At 73.3% G+C, this 17,832-nt stretch carries 14 protein-coding genes; 8 read left to right on the forward strand and 6 right to left on the reverse strand.

The window, feature by feature from the left end; genetic code table 11:
- Positions 1-44: 44 nt before the first annotated feature.
- Both pepN (ACF1ED_RS19475) and ACF1ED_RS19480 read right to left on the reverse strand, forming a co-directional pair.
- Complete coding sequence (gene pepN, locus ACF1ED_RS19475) at positions 45-2,624, reverse strand: aminopeptidase N (RefSeq protein WP_391762003.1); 2,580 nt, start codon at positions 2,622-2,624, stop codon at positions 45-47.
- Between the two features lie 141 nt (positions 2,625-2,765).
- Positions 2,766-3,782, reverse strand: a complete 1,017-nt coding sequence (locus ACF1ED_RS19480; RefSeq protein WP_391762005.1) for an aspartate-semialdehyde dehydrogenase — start codon at positions 3,780-3,782, stop codon at positions 2,766-2,768.
- A 174-nt stretch (positions 3,783-3,956) separates the two neighbouring features.
- On the opposite strand from ACF1ED_RS19480, the gene ACF1ED_RS19485 reads away from it, so the two are divergent.
- Positions 3,957-4,430, forward strand: a complete 474-nt coding sequence (locus ACF1ED_RS19485; protein ID WP_391762402.1) for an RNA polymerase sigma factor — start codon at positions 3,957-3,959, stop codon at positions 4,428-4,430.
- Between the two features lies 1 nt (position 4,431).
- A complete protein-coding gene (locus ACF1ED_RS19490) occupies positions 4,432-5,181 on the forward strand; it encodes a hypothetical protein (protein WP_391762007.1) in 750 nt (249 codons plus the stop codon).
- 69 nt (positions 5,182-5,250) lie between these two features.
- Here ACF1ED_RS19490 and ACF1ED_RS19495 read toward each other — a convergent pair whose 3' ends face one another.
- Positions 5,251-8,568 (reverse strand): S8 family serine peptidase, encoded by a 3,318-nt coding sequence (locus ACF1ED_RS19495; RefSeq protein WP_391762009.1) that lies wholly within the window; start codon positions 8,566-8,568, stop codon positions 5,251-5,253.
- Positions 8,569-8,763: 195 nt separating this feature from the next.
- Positions 8,764-9,306 carry a CGNR zinc finger domain-containing protein gene (locus tag ACF1ED_RS19500; RefSeq protein ID WP_391762011.1) on the reverse strand — a complete coding sequence of 181 codons (543 nt, stop codon included), beginning with the start codon at positions 9,304-9,306 and terminating at the stop codon, positions 8,764-8,766.
- 137 nt (positions 9,307-9,443) lie between these two features.
- On the opposite strand from ACF1ED_RS19500, the gene ACF1ED_RS19505 reads away from it, so the two are divergent.
- From ACF1ED_RS19505 to ACF1ED_RS19525, 5 genes are all read left to right on the forward strand, one after another.
- On the forward strand, positions 9,444-9,899 hold the full coding sequence (locus tag ACF1ED_RS19505; RefSeq protein ID WP_391762013.1) for a VOC family protein: 456 nt from the start codon (positions 9,444-9,446) through the stop codon (positions 9,897-9,899).
- A 59-nt stretch (positions 9,900-9,958) separates the two neighbouring features.
- Positions 9,959-10,843 carry a pyridoxamine 5'-phosphate oxidase family protein gene (locus tag ACF1ED_RS19510; RefSeq protein ID WP_391762015.1) on the forward strand — a complete coding sequence of 295 codons (885 nt, stop codon included), beginning with the start codon at positions 9,959-9,961 and terminating at the stop codon, positions 10,841-10,843.
- A 60-nt stretch (positions 10,844-10,903) separates the two neighbouring features.
- A complete protein-coding gene (locus tag ACF1ED_RS19515; RefSeq protein ID WP_391762017.1) occupies positions 10,904-11,482 on the forward strand; it encodes an HPP family protein in 579 nt (192 codons plus the stop codon).
- 44 nt (positions 11,483-11,526) lie between these two features.
- Positions 11,527-11,994: an NUDIX hydrolase gene (locus tag ACF1ED_RS19520; RefSeq protein WP_391762019.1), complete on the forward strand. Its 468-nt coding sequence runs from the start codon at positions 11,527-11,529 to the stop codon at positions 11,992-11,994.
- Positions 11,995-12,093: 99 nt separating this feature from the next.
- Positions 12,094-13,269, forward strand: a complete 1,176-nt coding sequence (locus tag ACF1ED_RS19525; protein WP_391762021.1) for a serine hydrolase domain-containing protein — start codon at positions 12,094-12,096, stop codon at positions 13,267-13,269.
- A 3-nt stretch (positions 13,270-13,272) separates the two neighbouring features.
- Here ACF1ED_RS19525 and ACF1ED_RS19530 read toward each other — a convergent pair whose 3' ends face one another.
- Positions 13,273-14,280 carry a hypothetical protein gene (locus ACF1ED_RS19530; RefSeq protein ID WP_391762023.1) on the reverse strand — a complete coding sequence of 336 codons (1,008 nt, stop codon included), beginning with the start codon at positions 14,278-14,280 and terminating at the stop codon, positions 13,273-13,275.
- A 168-nt stretch (positions 14,281-14,448) separates the two neighbouring features.
- Positions 14,449-16,995, reverse strand: a complete 2,547-nt coding sequence (pepN, locus tag ACF1ED_RS19535) for an aminopeptidase N (RefSeq protein WP_391762025.1) — start codon at positions 16,993-16,995, stop codon at positions 14,449-14,451.
- 138 nt (positions 16,996-17,133) lie between these two features.
- Between pepN (ACF1ED_RS19535) and ACF1ED_RS19540 the strand changes: the two genes are divergently transcribed.
- Positions 17,134-17,769 (forward strand): DsbA family protein, encoded by a 636-nt coding sequence (locus ACF1ED_RS19540; RefSeq protein WP_043221591.1) that lies wholly within the window; start codon positions 17,134-17,136, stop codon positions 17,767-17,769.
- The last annotated feature ends 63 nt before the right edge of the window (positions 17,770-17,832 follow it).

Genomic DNA, 17,832 nt, shown 5'->3' on the forward strand with positions numbered 1-17,832 from the left:
TCGTACGGATGCCGCCGGATCCCGCGTACGGATACCGGCGGTTTCTACTTCGCGGCCGCCGCGTCCGCCGCGCGGGCCTTCAGGGCCCGCTCGACGCCCGCGCGCGACTCGGTCACCAGACGGCGCAGCGCCGGGACCGGGTCGTTCGCCGCGATCCACGCGTCCGTCGCGTCCAGCGTCTCCTGGGAGACCTGGAGCGTCGGGTAGAGACCGACCACGATCTGCTGGATCATCTCGTGGCTGCGGGTCTCCGACACGCGCTTGATCGAGGCGAAGTACTTCTCCGTGTACGGCGCCAGCAGCTCGCGCTGGTCGGCCTGGACGAAGCCGCCGATCACCGCCTCCTGCACCGCGTTGGCCAGCTTGTCGTCCTCGACGACCGCCGCCCACGCCTCGGCCTTGGCCGCCTCGGTCGGACGCGCCGCACGGGCCGTCGCCGCGTGCCGCTCACCGGCCGCCGTGCGGTCCCGCTCCAGCTCCGCCGCGATCTCCGGCTCGTCGAAGACGCCGGTCGCGGCGAGCCGCTGCACGAACGCCCAGCGCAGCTCGGTGTCGACGGCCAGGCCCTCGATCGTCTCCCGGCCCTCCAGGAGCGCGGCGAGCAGGTCGAGCTGCTGCGGCGTCCGGGCGGTCGCGGCGAAGGCCCGCGCCCACGCCAGCTGGTGGTCGCTCGCCGGCTCCGCCGCCTTCAGGTGGGTGAGCGCCGCGTCGGTCCAGCGGGTCAGGCCCGCGTCCCGCCACTCCGGCGCCGCGTACAGCTCCAGGGCGGCCTTGACCTGGCCCTGGAGGGACTGCACCACGCCGATGTCCGACTCCTTGGCGATGCCGGACAGCACCAGCTCCAGGTAGTCGCGGGTGGCCAGCTCGCCGTCCCGCGTCATGTCCCAGGCCGAGGCCCAGCACAGCGCGCGCGGCAGCGACTCGGCGAAGTCGCCGAGGTGCGCGGTCACGTTCTGCAGCGACACCTCGTCGAGGCGGACCTTGGCGTACGACAGGTCGTCGTCGTTCAGCAGCACGACCGCCGGGCGGGACTTGCCGACCAGCGCCGGCACCCCGGTCAGCCCGGCCGCCTCGATGTCCAGCTCCAGGCGCTCGGTGCGGACCAGCTTGCCGGCCGCGTCCAGGTCGTAGAAGCCGATCGCGATGCGGTGCGGACGGAGCACGGCCTCGCCCTTGGCGCCGGCGGGCAGCGCCGGGGCCTCCTGACTCACCGCGAAGGCGGTGATCGAGCCGTTCTCGTCGGTCTCGATCTCCGGGCGCAGGACGTTGATGCCGGCCGTCTCCAGCCACGCCTTCGACCAGGTCTTCAGGTCGCGCCCGGAGGTCTCCTCCAGCGCGCCCAGCAGGTCGCTCAGACGGGTGTTGCCGAAGGCGTGGCGCTGGAAGTACGCCTGCACGCCCTTGAAGAACTCGTCCTGGCCGACGTAGGCGACGAGCTGCTTGAGGACCGAGGCGCCCTTGGCGTACGTGATGCCGTCGAAGTTGACGAGCACGTCCTCCAGGTCGTTGATCTCGGCCATGATCGGGTGCGTCGACGGCAGCTGGTCCTGGCGGTAGGCCCAGGTCTTCTCCGCGTTGGCGAAGGTGGTCCAGGCGTTCGGCCAGCGGGTGCCCGCCACGGACGCCTGGCAGGCGACCGAGGTGTAGGTGGCGAACGACTCGTTCAGCCACAGGTCGTTCCACCACTCCATGGTCACCAGGTCGCCGAACCACATGTGGGCCAGCTCGTGGAGGATGGTCTCGGCGCGGCGCTCGTAGGCCGCGTCCGTCACCTTCGAGCGGAAGACGTACTGGTCGCGGATGGTGACCGCGCCCGCGTTCTCCATCGCGCCCGCGTTGAACTCCGGCACGAACAGCTGGTCGTACTTGGCGAACGGGTAGGCGTAGGCGAACTTCTCCTGGAACCAGCCGAAGCCCTGCCGGGTCACGTCGAAGATGTGGTCCGCGTCCAGGAACTCCGCCAGCGACGGACGGCAGTAGATGCCCAGCGGCACGACCTGCCCGTCCGGGCCCTCGTACGAGGAGTGCACGGCGTGGTACGGGCCGACGATCAGGGCCGTGATGTACGAGGAGATCCGCGGGGTCGGCTCGAAGGCCCACACCCCGTCCTTCGGCTCCGGGGTCGGCGAGTTGGAGATGACGCTCCAGCCCTCCGGCGCCTTCACCGTGAACTGGAAGGTCGCCTTGAGGTCCGGCTGCTCGAAGGAGGCGAAGACCCGGCGCGCGTCCGGCACCTCGAACTGCGTGTACAGGTACGCCTGGCCGTCGACCGGGTCGACGAAGCGGTGCAGGCCCTCGCCGGTGTTGGTGTACGCGCAGTCCGCGACCACGCGCAGCTCGTTGCGGCCCTGCTCGAGGTGCGGCAGGGCGATCCGCGAGTCGCGGAAGACGGCGGCCACGTCCAGCGAGCGCCCGTTGAGCACGGCCTCGTGGACGGCGGGGGCGACGAGGTCGATGAAGCTCTCGGCACCCGCCTCGGCGGAATCGAAGCGGACGGTGGTGACGGACCGGTAGGTGCCGCCCTCCTGCGCACCGGTGAGGTCCAGTTCGACCTCGTACGCGTCCACGGTCAGCAGCGCCGCCCGCTGCTGGGCCTCTTCACGGGTCAGGTTCGTACCAGGCACCCGGTCAACTCCTCGGTTTCGTGACGTTTGGGCCATCCTTCCACGGGGTGAGTCGTAGGCGCATCGCGCATTTCCCAGGGCGAACACGCGAGGGGCGGCCACCCACCCGGGTGGCCGCCCCTCGGCGCGTACGGTCCGGCGTCAGCCCTTCAGCTCGGCCGCCACCAGCTCCGCGATCTGCACCGCGTTCAGCGCGGCGCCCTTGCGGAGGTTGTCGTTGGAGAGGAAGAGCGCCAGGCCGTTCTCCACGGTCTCGTCGACGCGGATGCGGCCCACGTAGGAGGCGTCCTTGCCGGCCGCCTGGAGCGGGGTCGGGATCTCGGAGAGCTCGACGCCCTCGGCGTCCTTCAGCAGCTCGTAGGCGCGCTCGACGCTGATCGGGCGGTCGAAGCGGACGTTCACCTGGAGCGAGTGGCCGGAGAAGACCGGGACGCGGACACAGGTGCCGGAGACCTTCAGCTCCGGGATCTCCAGGATCTTGCGGGACTCGTGGCGGAGCTTCTGCTCCTCGTCGGTCTCGAAGGAGCCGTCGTCGACGATCGAGCCGGCCAGCGGGACCACGTTGAAGGCGATCGGGCGCTTGTAGACGGCGGGCTCGGGGAACTCGACGGCCTCGCCGTCGAAGGCCAGCTGCTCCGCCCGCTCGGCCACCGCGCACGCCTGCTCGCGCAGCTCGGCGACGCCGGCCACGCCCGAGCCGGAGACGGCCTGGTAAGTGGTGGCGACCAGCGCGGTGAGGCCGGCCTCCTGGTGGAGCGGCTTGAGGACCGGCATGGCGGCCATCGTGGTGCAGTTCGGGTTGGCGATGATGCCCTTGGGGCGGTCCTTGACCGCGTGCGGGTTGACCTCGGAGACGACGAGGGGGACCTCGGGGTCGCGGCGCCAGGCGGAGGAGTTGTCGATCACGACGGCGCCCTGGGAGGCGACCTTCTCGGCGAGGGCCTTGGAGGTGGCGCCGCCGGCGGAGAAGAGCACGATGTCCAGGCCGGTGTAGTCGGCGGTCGAGGCGTCCTCGACGGTGACGCCGTCCACGACCGTGCCGGCGGACCGGGCGGAGGCGAAGAGCCGCAGCTCGTCGACGGGGAACTCGCGCTCGGCCAGGATCTTGCGCATGACTGTGCCGACCTGACCGGTGGCTCCGACGATTCCGACCTTCACGGGGACTCCTCCGTACGTGTGTGCAGGTGCTGCCGCCCTCCATCATGCGTGCCGCCTGCCGCTTCTTGTCCAATCCATTGTCCGAGGGGCGGGATGCGTGACCGGGACGAACGTTTCGGGACGCCGCCGCGTCCAAGGGGGGACCGGACGAGGGAAGGGGGCGGGGTGGAGCAGATGGACGCGGCGCTGGTGGACCGGGTGCGGGCGGTCCTCGCGCTGGGCGGGGTGCCGTACGCGGAGCTCCAGGACGGGGTGCAGCAGGTGGGGCTCCGCCTCCTGGAGGCCCGGGCGAAGGGGGACCCGCCGCGCTCCCCGGCCGCCTGGTGCGCGGTGGTCGCCACCCGGGTGGCCGCCGACTGGCACCGGGCCCGGCGCCGGGAGGAACGCCTCGGCGCTCGGCTGACCGCGCTGCCGGCCCCGCCGGGCGGCGGCGGGGAGGAGGCCCGGGTCCTCGCGCTCGCCGTGGCGGACGGCCTGGAGGAGCTGCCGGAGAAGCAGCGCCAGGTCCTGGTGCTGCGTTTCTACGCGGACCTGCCGGTGGCCCGGATCGCCGAGGAGCTGGGGGTCCCCGAGGGGACGGTCAAGAGCAGGCTGCACGCCGCCGTCCGCGCGATGCGGGAGCGGCTCCGCACGGACGAGGTGGTGTGAGGTGGACGCGCAGGAGAGGGACCCGCTGGCGGCGGCGCTGTTCCCGGAGGACGGGCCGCCGGGCGCCGGGGACGACCCCGAGGTCGCCCGCGCCCGCGCGGACGTGGACCTGCTCCGCGAGCAGCTGGGCGTGCTCGCGGCGGCGCTGACGACGGGGCCCGTACGCCCGGAGCCTGCACGCCCGGAGGCCCCGGTGTCGGCGGAGCCCGTACCGCCGGAGCCCGTCGTGCGGCCCCGGCGGCGCGCCCGGGCCGCCGGCTGGGCACTCGCCGCCTGCGTGGCGCTGGGCGCGCTCGGCACCGGCGGGGCCTGGCTGGCCGCCCGCCCGGGGGAGACCGCCGGCGGTCTGCTGGGCTCCGGCGCCGAGGCCAAGCTCGCCCCCGGCGGGGTCGTGGCGTGCGCCACGGACGCCGCCGAGGGCACGGTGGTGCGCGCCGAACCGCTCGCGGAGGGCGAGGTGCGGGTGGTGCTGCGGGTGGAGCGGCGCTACAAGCCGGCGGGGCCGGACTCCGGCGAGCTGGCCTTCCGCGGCTGGGCGGCGGAGGCGTCGTACTACCGGCCGGGCACGCGGATGCTGGTGGTGGTCTCCCGCTTCCCGGACGAGGGGGTGCTCACCTTCCGGCAGGACGCGGAGCCGCCCGGCGAACTGGGCGAGGACGTCGGCCCGGTCCGCGACGAGCTGGAGTACGGCCGGAAGTGGCTGGCGAAGGCCCTGCCGGAGGCCGGCGGGCCCTGTCCCGGGCGCGGCTGACCGGCCGGCGGCGGACGCGGAAGGGGCGGGCGCCCTCACGGGTGCCCGCCCCTCGTACCGCCCGGGGTGTTACGGGGTGACGCTGCCGATCAGGACGCTGCCGGTGCCCGCGACGGTGCCGCGCGCGTTGAGCAGCTGGACCTCGCCGAAGAACTGGCGTCCCTCGGGGGCCGGACCGCCGACGACGACCTCGGCCGGGACCTCGGTGCTCGCACCGTTGGCCAGCGGGTAGGTCTTCGTCTCGTCGACCTTCACGGTGCCGAGCGCCGAGGAGAAGTACACGTCCTTGTAGTCGTAGGTCGTGCCGCCCTCGGCCTGGACCGCGTAGCCGTCGATGACGACGGTGTACGTGCCGGCCTTCGGCTTGACCAGGGAGACGGCCTCCTCCGAGTCGCCGTCCGCCGAGGAGGCGACCTTGACGCCGTCCAGGAGGACGGTCAGGTCGAGGTCGGCGGCCTTGTCGGAGGTGTTGCCGATACCGATGTCGAGGCGCTCGACGCCCTCACCGATGGTGACGGTCTTCGTCTGCGTCTCGTGGTGCTGGATGGTCGGGGTCTCGACCTTGGCCGAGCCCAGCGAGCCGCCCTTCAGCTTGCCGTCGAGGCCGGCGAACTTGTTGGTGACGGTCCACTCGACGGCGGACGGGACGCCGACCTTCGCCTCGGCGACCGTCTGGACGGCCGGGTCGAAGGAGGCACCGAGCACGGTGACGTCGAGCTTGTACGGGTTGTCCAGGTCCGGCGAGGTGCGGCGCGCCTCGACCTCGATCTCCCAGACGCCGGCCTGCGGGTTGGCGTAGGAGCGCTGGTCCGGGCGGCAGGTGTTCGCCGGGTTGTAGTGCGGGTAGCACATGGTGGTCGTGGTCGGGTCGACCGGGACGCCGTACGGGTGGATGGAGATGAACCGGGTCTGGCTCTTCTCCTTCAGGCCGCCGATCGCCACCTCCAGGGAGGTCGCGCCCTTCGGCACGGTCACGAAGTACGACTTGTGGCTGTTGCGCTGGACCGAGCCGGCGGCGGAGAAGCCGTAGCCGGGGGCGACCAGGTCGCTCGCGACGACCGAGGTGGCGAGGATCTGCTTGTCGACGCCCTCGGTGCGCTCGTCGTCGGCCTCCAGGATCACGCTGTGCACGCCGGCGGTGCGCGGGCGGGCCTCCAGCCTGACGGTGACCGGCTTGTTCAGCGGCAGGTCGATCTCGTCGTCGCCGAGGATCCGGAAGGTGCCGTCGTTGTACTTGAGGTCCAGCTCGTGCTCGACGGCACGGTCCGGGCCGCTGGTGCGGGTGACGGTGACGTCGTAGACCTTCTTCTGGCCGACCTTGAGGCCGCCCTCGCGGTCGTACACGCCGGTGCCGGTGTGCGGGGCCGGGAAGATCACGGTGTCGACCGGGGCCTCGACCTTGTAGGAGTGGGCGGTGGCCCCGTCCTTGATCGACTCCCAGGCCTCGTTGATGTCGACGAGGCCGGCGCCCTGCTCGTGGGCCGCGACACCGGGGATCCGCTTCGCGGTCGAGGTGAGGGCGGTGCGCAGGGTCAGCGGGGAGAGCTCGATGTGCCGCTGCTTGGCGGCGGAGAGCAGCAGCGCGCTCGCGCCCGCGACCTGCGGGGACGACATCGAGGTGCCGTTGAGCATGCCGTAGCCGGCGGGCAGCGCGTAGCCGGCCTCGGCGACGCCGGCGCCGGCCTGCCAGGTCGGGATGGTGTTCACGGCCGAGCCCGGGCCGGTGACCAGCGGGGCGGCGCCGCCGTCCTCACGCGGACCGCGCGAGGAGAAGGGGAACATGGCGTACTTCTTGTCGACGGCGGAGCCGTAGTTGGCGGCCCAGGTCGACTGGGAGACCGCCGCGCCGACCGAGAGGACCTTGTCGGCCAGGCCGGGGTCGCCGATCGTGTTGGTGCCCGGGCCGGAGTTGCCGGCCGAGATCACCAGCTGTACGCCGTACTCGTCGATGAGACGGGTGTAGAGGCGGGCGCGGACGTTGTCGCCGTCGTTCAGGGCGGGCAGGCCGCCGATCGACATGTTGACGATGTCGACGCCGCGGTTGACGACGAGGTCGACCATGCCCTCGGTGAGGGCGACGTTGGTGCAGCCGCCGTCCCAGGTGCAGGCGCGCGAGGAGACGATCTTCGCGCCGGGGGCGGCGCCGTTCATCCGGCCGCCGAAGAGGCCCTTGGCGGCGGTGATGCCGGCGACGTGGGTGCCGTGCGAGGACTCGACGACGCCGATGTTGACGAAGTCGCGCTTCTGGCCGACCCAGGAGCCGCCCAGCGGGTCCATCGGGACGTCCTTGCGGATCTGCACGACGAACGGGGTGCGCTCGACGACGTCGGTGGCCGGGTCGTCGGTGCCGAAGTAGTTGACCCCGTAGCCGTCCTTGAACGGCTTCATCGGCTCGTTGTCCGTGAAGTCGTTGTCCTGGTCGGTGTCGACGCGGACGGTGCCGGCGGCCGGGTCGTACAGCATGCCGAAGACGTCGGTGGTGTCGCCGTCGCGGTTGATGTCACCGGCCGGGTCGCCGCCCGCGGTCACCGACTCGCTGAAGCGGCTCCACTGGTAGGAGCCCGCGGGCGCCTTCCAGGACTGGGTGGCGGCGGTGAAGACCGGGCCCGCGACCGGGGTGATCTGCGCGCGCCAGGTGGCGTCGCCGTCGACCAGCGGGTCGGTGGCGGTCACCCAGTCGACGATCTTGCGCTCGCCGGTGGTGGTCTTCTGCAGGGCCGGGTGGGCCAGGTCGACGCCCGAGTCGAGGATGCCGATGGTCACGCCGCGGCCGTCGGCGCGCGGGTGGTCCTCGACGAACTCGACCGCGCCCGTCTCGTGGGACGGGTTGTACGGGTTCTTCGCCGGGGTGTACTTCGACGGCGCCGGGTAGGTCCGGTCCACCGTGGTGCCCTCGACGGCGCCGGTGACGCCCCCGTCGGGGCGGGGGTCGTCCAGCTGGATCTCGGCCCGGAGGTCGACCGACTGGACGGAGGAGAGCTTCGTGGCGGCCTTGATCGCGGCGTCGGCCCTGCCGGTCGGCAGGGTGGCGCGGACGTAGCCGAGCTCGTCGTTGCGGTTGCCGACCGAGGCGCCGGGGACGGCGTCGAGCTGGCCGGCGACCTGCTCGGTCGCGCCGGGCGCGGTGGCGACCAGGATGGTGACGTGCGACTCGCCGGAGGCCTCGGCCTCGGAGAGGCGCTGGGCGTCGGTGGCGCCGAGCTTGTCGGCGGGCTCCGCGGTCTTCACGGGGGGAGTGGCCGCCGGGTCGTCGGCGGCGAGGACCGGGGCGGCACCGGCCGCGACGAGCGCGGTCACCAGGCCGGCGGCGGCGGCGATCCGGGCCGCTCGTCTGGTCCCGGCGGTCGAGCGCCCGGGTATGGAGCTCTGCGTTTCGGGGGTGGTCATTTACATCCCTGTTTGTGAAAGAAGAGGGTCCGGAATCCGGTACCGGATGACCGCTCAGCCTTTCGTAAGTGACAGGGCTTTGTGGAGAGTTCGCGGAGGGCGGGTTGTGTCAGTGGCGTACATCCGCCACCGCGCCCCATGCGCCACGGAAGACGAATCGCCCTCAACGAGGGCGATTCGACCGGTGCTCGCGGCTCATGTCTCCTTGGTCCGGGCGTAGTGCCGGGACGCCTTCGCGCGGTTGCCGCAGGTCGCCATCGAGTGCCAGCGCCGGGTGCCGTTCCGCGAGGTGTCGAGGAAGTGCAGGATGCACGCCTCGTGCGCGCAGATCCTGATCCGGTCCGGGGCGGTGCGCAGCAGGTCCAGGTAGTCGCGGGCGGCCGTCCAGGCCGGCCCCCAGGCCGGGTCGGCGAACTCGGCCCGCTCGCCGGGTCCTTCGGCGGTGAGCACGGCGCGGATCCGGCCGTGCTCCAGGACGGCGTCGAGCCGCGCGACCGCGTCCGGGTCGCCGGGCCGGTCGACCAGCGCCTTCAGCGCCCCGCGGGCGGTGCGGGCGTGGCGGAGGGCGGCCTCGTCGGCGGCGAAGCGGCCGTCGAGGCCGTTCGCCGCGAGCCAGACCGCGAGCCCCTCGGTGTCGGCGAGGAGGTCCTGGCGCTCGCCCTCGCTCATCCAGCGGGTGTTGAGCAGGTCCAGGGAGACGGGTTCGCCGGTCAGCGGCCGTGGATCGGTGACGGTCATGAAGGACATCCTCCTCGATCCCCCGGACGTTCTAACCCCTCAAGCGTACGAGACCGGTTGCGCATGCTCACTTCTAACCCCTAAAGTCGAGTTAAGCGGTTAGCCCGAAGGGGGCGACCGAAGACGAGGGGACCGTCATGTCCGCGATCGGCACGCTGAACACGGCGCACATCGGCATCAACGTCACCGACCTGGACCGCTCGCTCCGCTTCTACGGGGAGGTCCTCGGTTTCGAGGTGATCGGCTCCGGCGACGCCGACGGCCGCCGCTACGCCTTCCTCGGCCAGGGCGGCAGGCTCGCCGTCGCCCTCTGGCAGCAGGCCGGGGACGGCTACGACGCGCACCGCGCCGGCCTGCACCACCTGGCCTTCGAGGCCGAGTCCATCGAGAAGGTCCGCGAGGCCGAGGCCGCCCTCAAGGCCCAGGGCGTCACCTTCGCCCACGACGGCGTCGTCGCCCACCGCGAGGGCGCGGCCTCCGGCGGCATCTTCTTCCACGACCCCGACGGCACCCGTCTGGAGATCTCCGTCCCCAAGGGCGCGGAAGGCGCCCCGGCCCCGAACGGCGCGGCCCCGACCTGCGGCTTCTTCTAGGCCGCGCCCCACCCGCCCGGGGCGCCCCGCGCGCCCGCCCCTTCCACCGGAGGTCCGCCATGACGACCGCGTACCACCACGGCTCCCTGGCCGTACAAGAACGCCTCGGCGTCCAGCGGGCCGCCGCCCACATCGCGCCCAGCGTCAACCCCGGCATCCGCCCGGTCGCCGCCGCCTTCCTGGAGCTCCAGCCCATGCTGGTCCTGGGGGCGGCGGCCCCGGACGGCCGCGTCTGGGCGAGCCTGCTGACCGGCGAGCCGGGCTTCGCCCGCGCGACCGGCCCGCACACGGTGTCGATCGCGGGCGGGCTCGCCCCGCACGACCCCCTGGCGGAGGCCCTGACCGGGGAGACCCCCGTCGGCACCATCGCCCTTGACCCCCGCACCCGCCGCCGCATGCGCCTCAACGGCACCGCCCGGCCCGGCGCACGAGGGCTCCTGATCGAGGCCGGGCAGGTCTTCGCCAACTGCCCGAAGTACCTCCAGAAGCGCGAGCTGTACGGCTCCGGCCCCGCCGGTTCCGGTACACCGTCCGAGGTCCGCAGGGGCACGGCCCTCACCGGGCCCCAGCTGGCCGCCGTCCGCGCCGCCGACACCTTCTTCGTCGCCACCACGGGACCGGACGGCGCCGACGCCAGCCACCGCGGCGGCAACCCCGGCTTCGTCCGGGCCGAGGGCCCCCGTGGCCTGCTCTGGCGGGACTACCCCGGCAACGCGATGTTCCTCACGCTCGGCAACCTGGAGGCCGACGGCAGGGCGGGCCTCCTCTTCCTGGACTGGGAGACGGGGACGACCCTCCAGCTCAGCGGCCGGGCGAAAACGGTATACCATTTGGAGGAGCGGTACGTCCGCTTCCGGGTCGACAGCGTCGTCGAGACCCAGGCCGCCAGCCCCCTGCGCTGGTCCGCGCCCGAGTACTCCCCGGCCAACCCGACCACCCCGTGAATCCCGCACCGCACCCCGCCGCCCGCACGCGGACTCCCGATCCACGATCCCGAGGAACCCGTGACCACTGCCGCCCAGGCTCCCGAGGCCACCGTGCCCGCGCCGCCCGCGCCCGCGACCGCCCCCGCCGAGGCCGGGGCGGCCGCTTCCGCCCCCGTACGGCGTCCCGGCCCGCCGCCCCGCCCGCGCCCGCCGGCCGTCCTCGCCGCCACCGGCACCAGCACCGCCGCCCTGCTCCTGCTGGTCGCCCTCGGCACCGTCCTGCACCACCCGCTGCTCATCCCGCCGCTCGCCGCGAGCATGGCGCTGGTCGCGGCCGCCCCGGACCTGCCGCTCTCCCAGCCCCGCTCGGTGATCGGCGGCCAGCTCCTCTCGGCCCTCACCGGCTTCGCCGTCCTCGCCGTGGCGGGACCCGGCCCGTGGAGCGCCGCCGTCGCCGGCGGGCTCGCGCTGGGCACGATGGCGCTCGCCCGCGCCCCGCACTCCCCGGCCGCCGCCACCGCGGTGATCGTCGCCCTCGGCGGCCCGCCGTTCTGGACCTTCACCGGCCTGCTGCTCGCCTCCTGCGCGCTGCTCGTCGCGGTCGGCGTCCTCTCCGCCCGCGTCACCCGCCGCACCTACCCGGTGTACTGGATCTAGCCATCCGGGACCCGTCCGCCCCGCCAGGCCCTAGCCTGCTCGGCATGAAGCAGGAACTGCGGGTGGCGGCCTACGCCGTGGTCGTCCGGGACCGGGAGATACTGCTCGCCCGCTGGGTCGCCAGGGACGGCACCAAGCGGTGGACGCTGCCCGGCGGCGGCATGGACCACGGGGAGGAACCCCTCGGGACCGTCGTCCGCGAGGTCGAGGAGGAGACCGGGTACACCGTCGAGCCGACCGCCCTCCTCGGCGTCGACTCGATCATGCGCGGCTGGATCGCCAGGCTCGGCACGGCGGGCTCCTTCCAGGGGCTCCGCATCCTCTACGAGGCCCGGATCACCGGCGGCGCGCTCCGCCACGAGACCGGCGGCTCCACCGACCTCGCGGCCTGGCACCCGCTGGACTCCGTCCTCGCCCTGCCCCGGGTCGAACTGGTCGACATCGGGCTCGACCTGTGGCGGGAGCGTCCCCCCGTGGGCCGCTCCCGGCTCGCCGATCCGGCGAACGGCTGAAAAGGGCTCAACCGGTACGCCGCCGCTCAACCCGCCCCGCCCCGCCCCGGTCCTCCCCGCCGACCGCAGTACCGGACCAGGGAAGCAGGGGAACCCCGCATGAGCACCGCCCGATCCGCCCGCACCGCCCGCACCGTCGTCGCCGCGGCCCTCGCCGCCGGCCTCACCGTCACCGCGCTCGCCGCCCCGGCCCTCGCGGCGGGCCCCGCGGCACCCGCGGCCCCGGCGAAGAAGGACCACGCCGCCACCCAGGCGGCCCTCCGGGCCAACGTCGACGCGGGCGTCCCCGGCGCCGTCGCCCAGGCCCGCGTCGACGGCCGCGCCTGGACCGGCACCGCCGGCGAGCGCGGCGGCGACGACCGCTACCGCGTCGGCTCCATCACCAAGACCTTCACCGCCACCGTCCTCCTCCAGCTCCAGGCCGAGGGCCGGATCGACCTCGACGACCCGGTCGAGAAGTGGCTCCCGGGCCTCGTCCGCGGCAACGGCCACGACGGGCGGAAGATCACCGTCCGCCAGCTCCTCAACCACACCAGCGGCGTCTACAGCTACACCGAGGACCCCGGCTTCCAGCAGAAGGTCTTCGGCCCGGGCTTCCTGGAGCACCGCTACGACACCTGGAACCCGCGCGACCTGGTCGCCGTCGCCACGAGCCACGCCCCCGAGTTCGCCCCCGGCACCTCCTGGCGCTACTCCAACACCAACTTCGTCCTCGCCGGACTGGTCATCGAGGAGGTCACCGGCCGCCCCTACGGCAAGGCCGTCGAGAACCGGATCATCAAGCCCCTCAAGCTCCGCGCCACCAGCGTCCCCGGCACCCGGGTCGAGCTCCCGCGGCCCAGCAGCCGCGCCTACTCCACCCTCGCCCCCGAGAAGTCCGCCCCCGTCCACGACGTCACCGAACTCAACCCCTCCCTCGCCCACGCCGCCGGCGAGATGATCTCCGACTCGGCCGACCTCCAGACCTTCTACCGCGCCCTGCTCAAGGGCCGGCTCCTCCCGAAGACCGAGATGCGCGAACTCACCGCCACCGTGCCGGTCTCCGCCGAGCACCCCGACTTCCGCTACGGCCTCGGCATCTCCTGGCAGAAGCTGAGCTGCGGCACCGAGATCTGGGGCCACGGCGGCGGCATCCACGGCTCGCTCTCGGAGGCGTACACCACCCGCGACGGCCGGCACACCCTCGCCGCCAACATCAACGCCGACTGGACCGGCGACACCCAGGCGGTCATCGACGCCGAGTTCTGCGGCACCGCGCCGAAGCCGGTGAAGTAGCCCTCACCGGGGCAGGACGACGACGTACGCGGCGGGCTGCCGCTCCGACGCGGCCATCAGGGCCGTACGGACCACGGTGGCCTGCTGGTCCATCGCCTCGCGCAGCTTGCGCGGGGTCAGGTGGACCACCGTGATGCCCAGCCGCTCCAGGTGCTCCCGCTTGCGGGTGTACTCGGACCAGAGCGCGTCCTCGTCCTGCCGCGGCGCCCGCGTGTCCAGCTCCACCGCCACCGACTGGTCCGGCCAGTAGGCGTCCACCCCGCCCAGGTGCGGGCCGCCCGGCAGCCGCAGGTCCACGTTCCACAGCGGGTCCGGCAGCCCGAAGTCCCGCACCATCTCGTACAGCCGCTCCTCCGACAGCGCCCGCCCCTCCACCAGGAGCGAGTCCACCGCGTCCACCACGTGCGCCCGGGTCAGCAGCCGCGCCCGGCTCAACTCGCGTACCAGCACCGGGGGTTCGCAGTGGCCGCCGCGCACCGCCTCGGTCAGCAGCCGGCGGACGGCCTCGGCGTCGTGCAGCCCCGAGACGGCGTCGGCGAGCGCCCGGGCGACCGGCGCGACCGGCAGCCCGTCCAGCTCCACCGGCTCCGGCGCCTCCGGCGCCCGCACCACCCGCACGAAACCGGTCGAACGCAGCCGCCGGGTGCGGCCCACGAGGACGTCGATCCGCTCCAGGGCGGGCGCCGGGGGCGCGGAGGAGAAGCCGTGCAGGGCGAGCGCGGCGAGCCCGGTGAGCATCGCGCCCGGGCCGTACGGCGGCGCCTCGCCGTCCCGGCGGGCGTAGAGCAGCGCGGCCCGCAGCCGGTCGTCGCTGGTCGGCGCGCCGGGGCGGAGCAGGAAGACGCCCGGCAGCAGCTGCTGCCAGTCGCCGCCGGCCGCGGACCGCCCGGCGACCTCGGCGGCGGGCACGCCCATGGCCCTCAACTGGCCGGTGGAAGCGAGCCGTTGCGTGGGGACCGCGGGGGAGGAGGCGGGGCGGGTGCGGGGGGTGATGGGGGTGTTGTGGTTCATGCCGGGGGTGTTCCGCACCCCGGCCCGGTCCTAACGGCCTGTTACAAGGCGGTGGCCGAACCCGGACAAGCCCGCACTAAAGTACGCGCGTTCGACTGCCGAGAGGGGCCCCGGACTCCGCGCGACCGCCGAGGGGGCCCGCCGGCGACGGGCCCCCTCGGCGCCGGCTCAGTCCTCCAGCGCGTCGCACTCCTGCGCCCGCAGCGCCCGGGCCAGGTCGTCGCGGGACTCCAGGACCAGGCGCCGCAGGGCCGGGGCCGCGTCCGCGTGCTCCGCCAGCCAGGCGTCGGTCGCCGCCAGGGTCTCCGGCCGGTCCTGGTGCGCCGGGAAGAGGCCCCGCACCACGTCCATGCCGATCTGGATCGACCGCTCGGCCCAGATCCGCTCGATCACCGCGAAGTACCTCTCCGCGTACGGCGCGGTCAGCTCGCGCTGCGAGGGCTGCGCGAAACCGGCGATGGTCGCGCCGACCAGGGCGTTCGACAGGGTGTCCGACTCGACGACCTGCGCCCAAGCCTGCGCCTTGACGGCCGCCGACGGGCGGGCGGCGAGCAGCCGCACCTGGTGGCGCTTGCCGCTCGCGGTGTCGTCCCGGGCCAGCTCCTCGCCGATCCGCGCCTCGTCGGCCCGGCCGGCCTCGGCGAGCGGGGAGAGCAGCGCCCAGCGCAGCTCCTGGTCGACGTCGAGGCCGTCGATCCGGGCGGTGCCGGCCAGCAGCCCCTCCAGGAGCTGGAGGTCGGCGTCGGAGGAGGCGGCCGCGGCGAAGAAGCGCGCCCAGGTCAGCTGGTGCTCGCTGCCCGGCTCGGCGGTCCGCAGCTCGCGCAGCCCGCCCTCGGCGAGCAGCCGCCCGCCCTCCTCGCGCCATCCGGGGGCGGCGTAGTGGGTGACGGCGGTCTGCGCCCAGGCGTGCACCATCTGGAGGACGCCGATGTCGGTCTCGCGGCCCGCGAAGGCGAGCACGGCGGCGACGAAGTCGCGGGCCGGCATCAGCCCGTCCCGGGTCAGGTTCCACAGCGCCGACCAGCACACCGCGCGGGCCAGCGGGTCCGTGATCGCGCCGAGGTGGCCGCGGAGGGTGTCGAGGGAGCCCTCGTCGAAGCGGACCTTGCAGTAGGTGAGGTCGTCGTCGTTGACGAGGATCAGGGCCGGCCTCTCGCTGCCGGCCAGCCCCTCGACGGCCGTCCGGGTCCCGGCGACGTCGGTCTCCACGCGCGCGTACCGGACGAGTTCGCCGTCGGTGAGCCGGTAGAGGCCCACGGCGATCCGGTGCGGGCGCGGCTCCCCGCCCTCCTGGAGGACCGCGAGCTCGGTGATCCGGCCCTCGGCGTCGTAGGTCACCTCGGGGGCGAGGACGTTGACGCCGGAGGTCTGGAGCCAGGACTTCGACCAGGCCTTCATGTCCCGGCCGGAGGTCTCCTCCAGGACGGCGAGCAGGTCGGCGAGGCGCGTGTTGCCGTAGGCGTGGCGCTTGAAGTAGCGGCGCGCGCCCTCCAGGAAGGCGTCCCGGCCCACGTAGGCGACGAGCTGCTTGAGGACGGAGGCGCCCTTGGCGTAGGTGATGCCGTCGAAGTTCAGCTTGGCGTCCTCCAGGTCACGGATGTCGGCCGTGACCGGGTGGGTGGACGGCAGCTGGTCGGCGCGGTAGGCCCAGGCCTTGCGGTTGTTGGCGAAGGTGACCCAGCTGTCGGTGAAGCGGGTGGCCTCGGCGAGCGAGAAGGAGCCCATGAAGTCGGCGAAGGACTCCTTCAGCCACAGGTCGTCCCACCACACCATGGTGACGAGGTCGCCGAACCACATGTGGGCCATCTCGTGCAGGATCGTGTTGGCGCGCCGCTCGTACGCCGCCCGCGTGACCTTGCCCCGGTAGATGTACTCCTCCGTGAAGGTGACCATGCCCGGGTTCTCCATGGCGCCGAGGTTGTACTCGGGCACGAAGGCCTGGTCGTACTTGCCGAAGGGGTACGGGAAGTCGAAGTTGTCGTGGAAGAAGTCGAAGCCCTGCTTGGTGATCAGGAAGACGTCGTCCGCGTCGAAGTGCTTCGCGAGCCCCTTGCGGCACATCGCGCCGAGCGGGATCTCGACGTCGCCGCGCCGGTAGGTGTCGGTGACGTAGTGGTAGGGGCCGGCCACCACGCAGGTGATGTACGTGGAGATCGGCTCGGTCTCGGCGAAGCGCCACACGCCGTCGGCGCCCAGCTCGCCGGCGCCGTTGCTCCACACCGTCCACCCGTCGGGCGCGGTCACCTCGAAGCGGTACGGCGCCTTGAGGTCGGGCTGCTCGAAGTCGGCGTACACGCGGCGGGCGTCGGCCGGCTCGTACTGGGTGTACAGGTACACCTCGCCGTCCTCGGGGTCGACGAAGCGGTGCATGCCCTCGCCGGTGCGGCTGTACGCGCACTGGGCGTCGACGACCAGCACGTTCTCGTCGGCCAGGCCGTCCAGGGCGATCCGGGCCCCGTCGAAGACGGCCGCCGGGTCCAGGGCGCGCCCGTTGAGGGTGACGGAGGTGACCGACGGGGCGATCAGGTCCACGAAGGTCGCGTCGCCCTCGCCCGTACGGCGGAAGCGGATCGTCGTCACCGAGCGGAAGGTGCGTACCGCCTCCGTGGACTCGCCGACCGCCGAGCGGAGGTCGAGGGCGACCTCGTAGCCGTCGACGGACAGCAGCGCGGCCCGCTCACGGGCCTCGTCGCGGGACAGGTTCTCACCGGGCACGGTCACTCCTTCGTGGCGTGTTCGAAACAGCACCGATCCTCCCATGCGCACCTTTCACCCGGCGCACGGGAATGCCGACGCGCCCCTCCGGCGTTGCGCCATGTCGGCGCACCCCGACCGATCACCCCGAGGAGTCACATGTCCGAGAGCAGGACCACCGCAGAGTTCTTCTTCGACCCGCTGTGCCCCTGGGCCTGGATGACCTCCCGGTGGATGCTGGAGGTGGAGCGGGTCCGTCCGGTGGACGTCCGCTGGAAGGTGATGAGCCTCGCGGTCCTGAACGAGAACCGGCTGGACGAGCTCCCGGAGGAGTACCGGGACATGCTGGAGACCAAGGCGTGGGGCCCGGTCCGCGTGGTCGTGGCGGCCCAGCAGCTGCACGGCGACGAGGTCGTCGGCAAGCTCTACACCGCGCTCGGCACCCGCTTCCACAACGACGGCGAGGGCCCCACCCGCGAGGCGATCGCCGCCGCCCTGCGGGACGTCGGCCTCCCCGAGGACCTGGTGGAGTACGCCGACAAGGACACCTACGACACCGAGCTGCGCGCCTCCCACGCGGAGGGCATCGGGAAGGTCGGCCAGGACGTCGGCACCCCGGTCATCGCGGTGCCCGGCCCGGACGGCGACGAGGTCGCCTTCTTCGGCCCGGTCGTCACCCCGACCCCGCGCGGCGAGGCGGCGGCCCGGCTGTGGGACGGCACCCTGCTGGTGGCGTCGACCCCGGGCTTCTACGAGATCAAGCGCACCCGGACGGCGGCGCCCAGCTTCGAGTAGGCGCTCCCGCCCGGCATGGAAGAACCCCCGCGATTCACGTCATCGCGGGGGTTCTTCTTTGAT

Source organism: Streptomyces sp. NPDC014656 (assembly GCF_043084305.1).
Classification (GTDB): domain Bacteria; phylum Actinomycetota; class Actinomycetes; order Streptomycetales; family Streptomycetaceae; genus Streptomyces.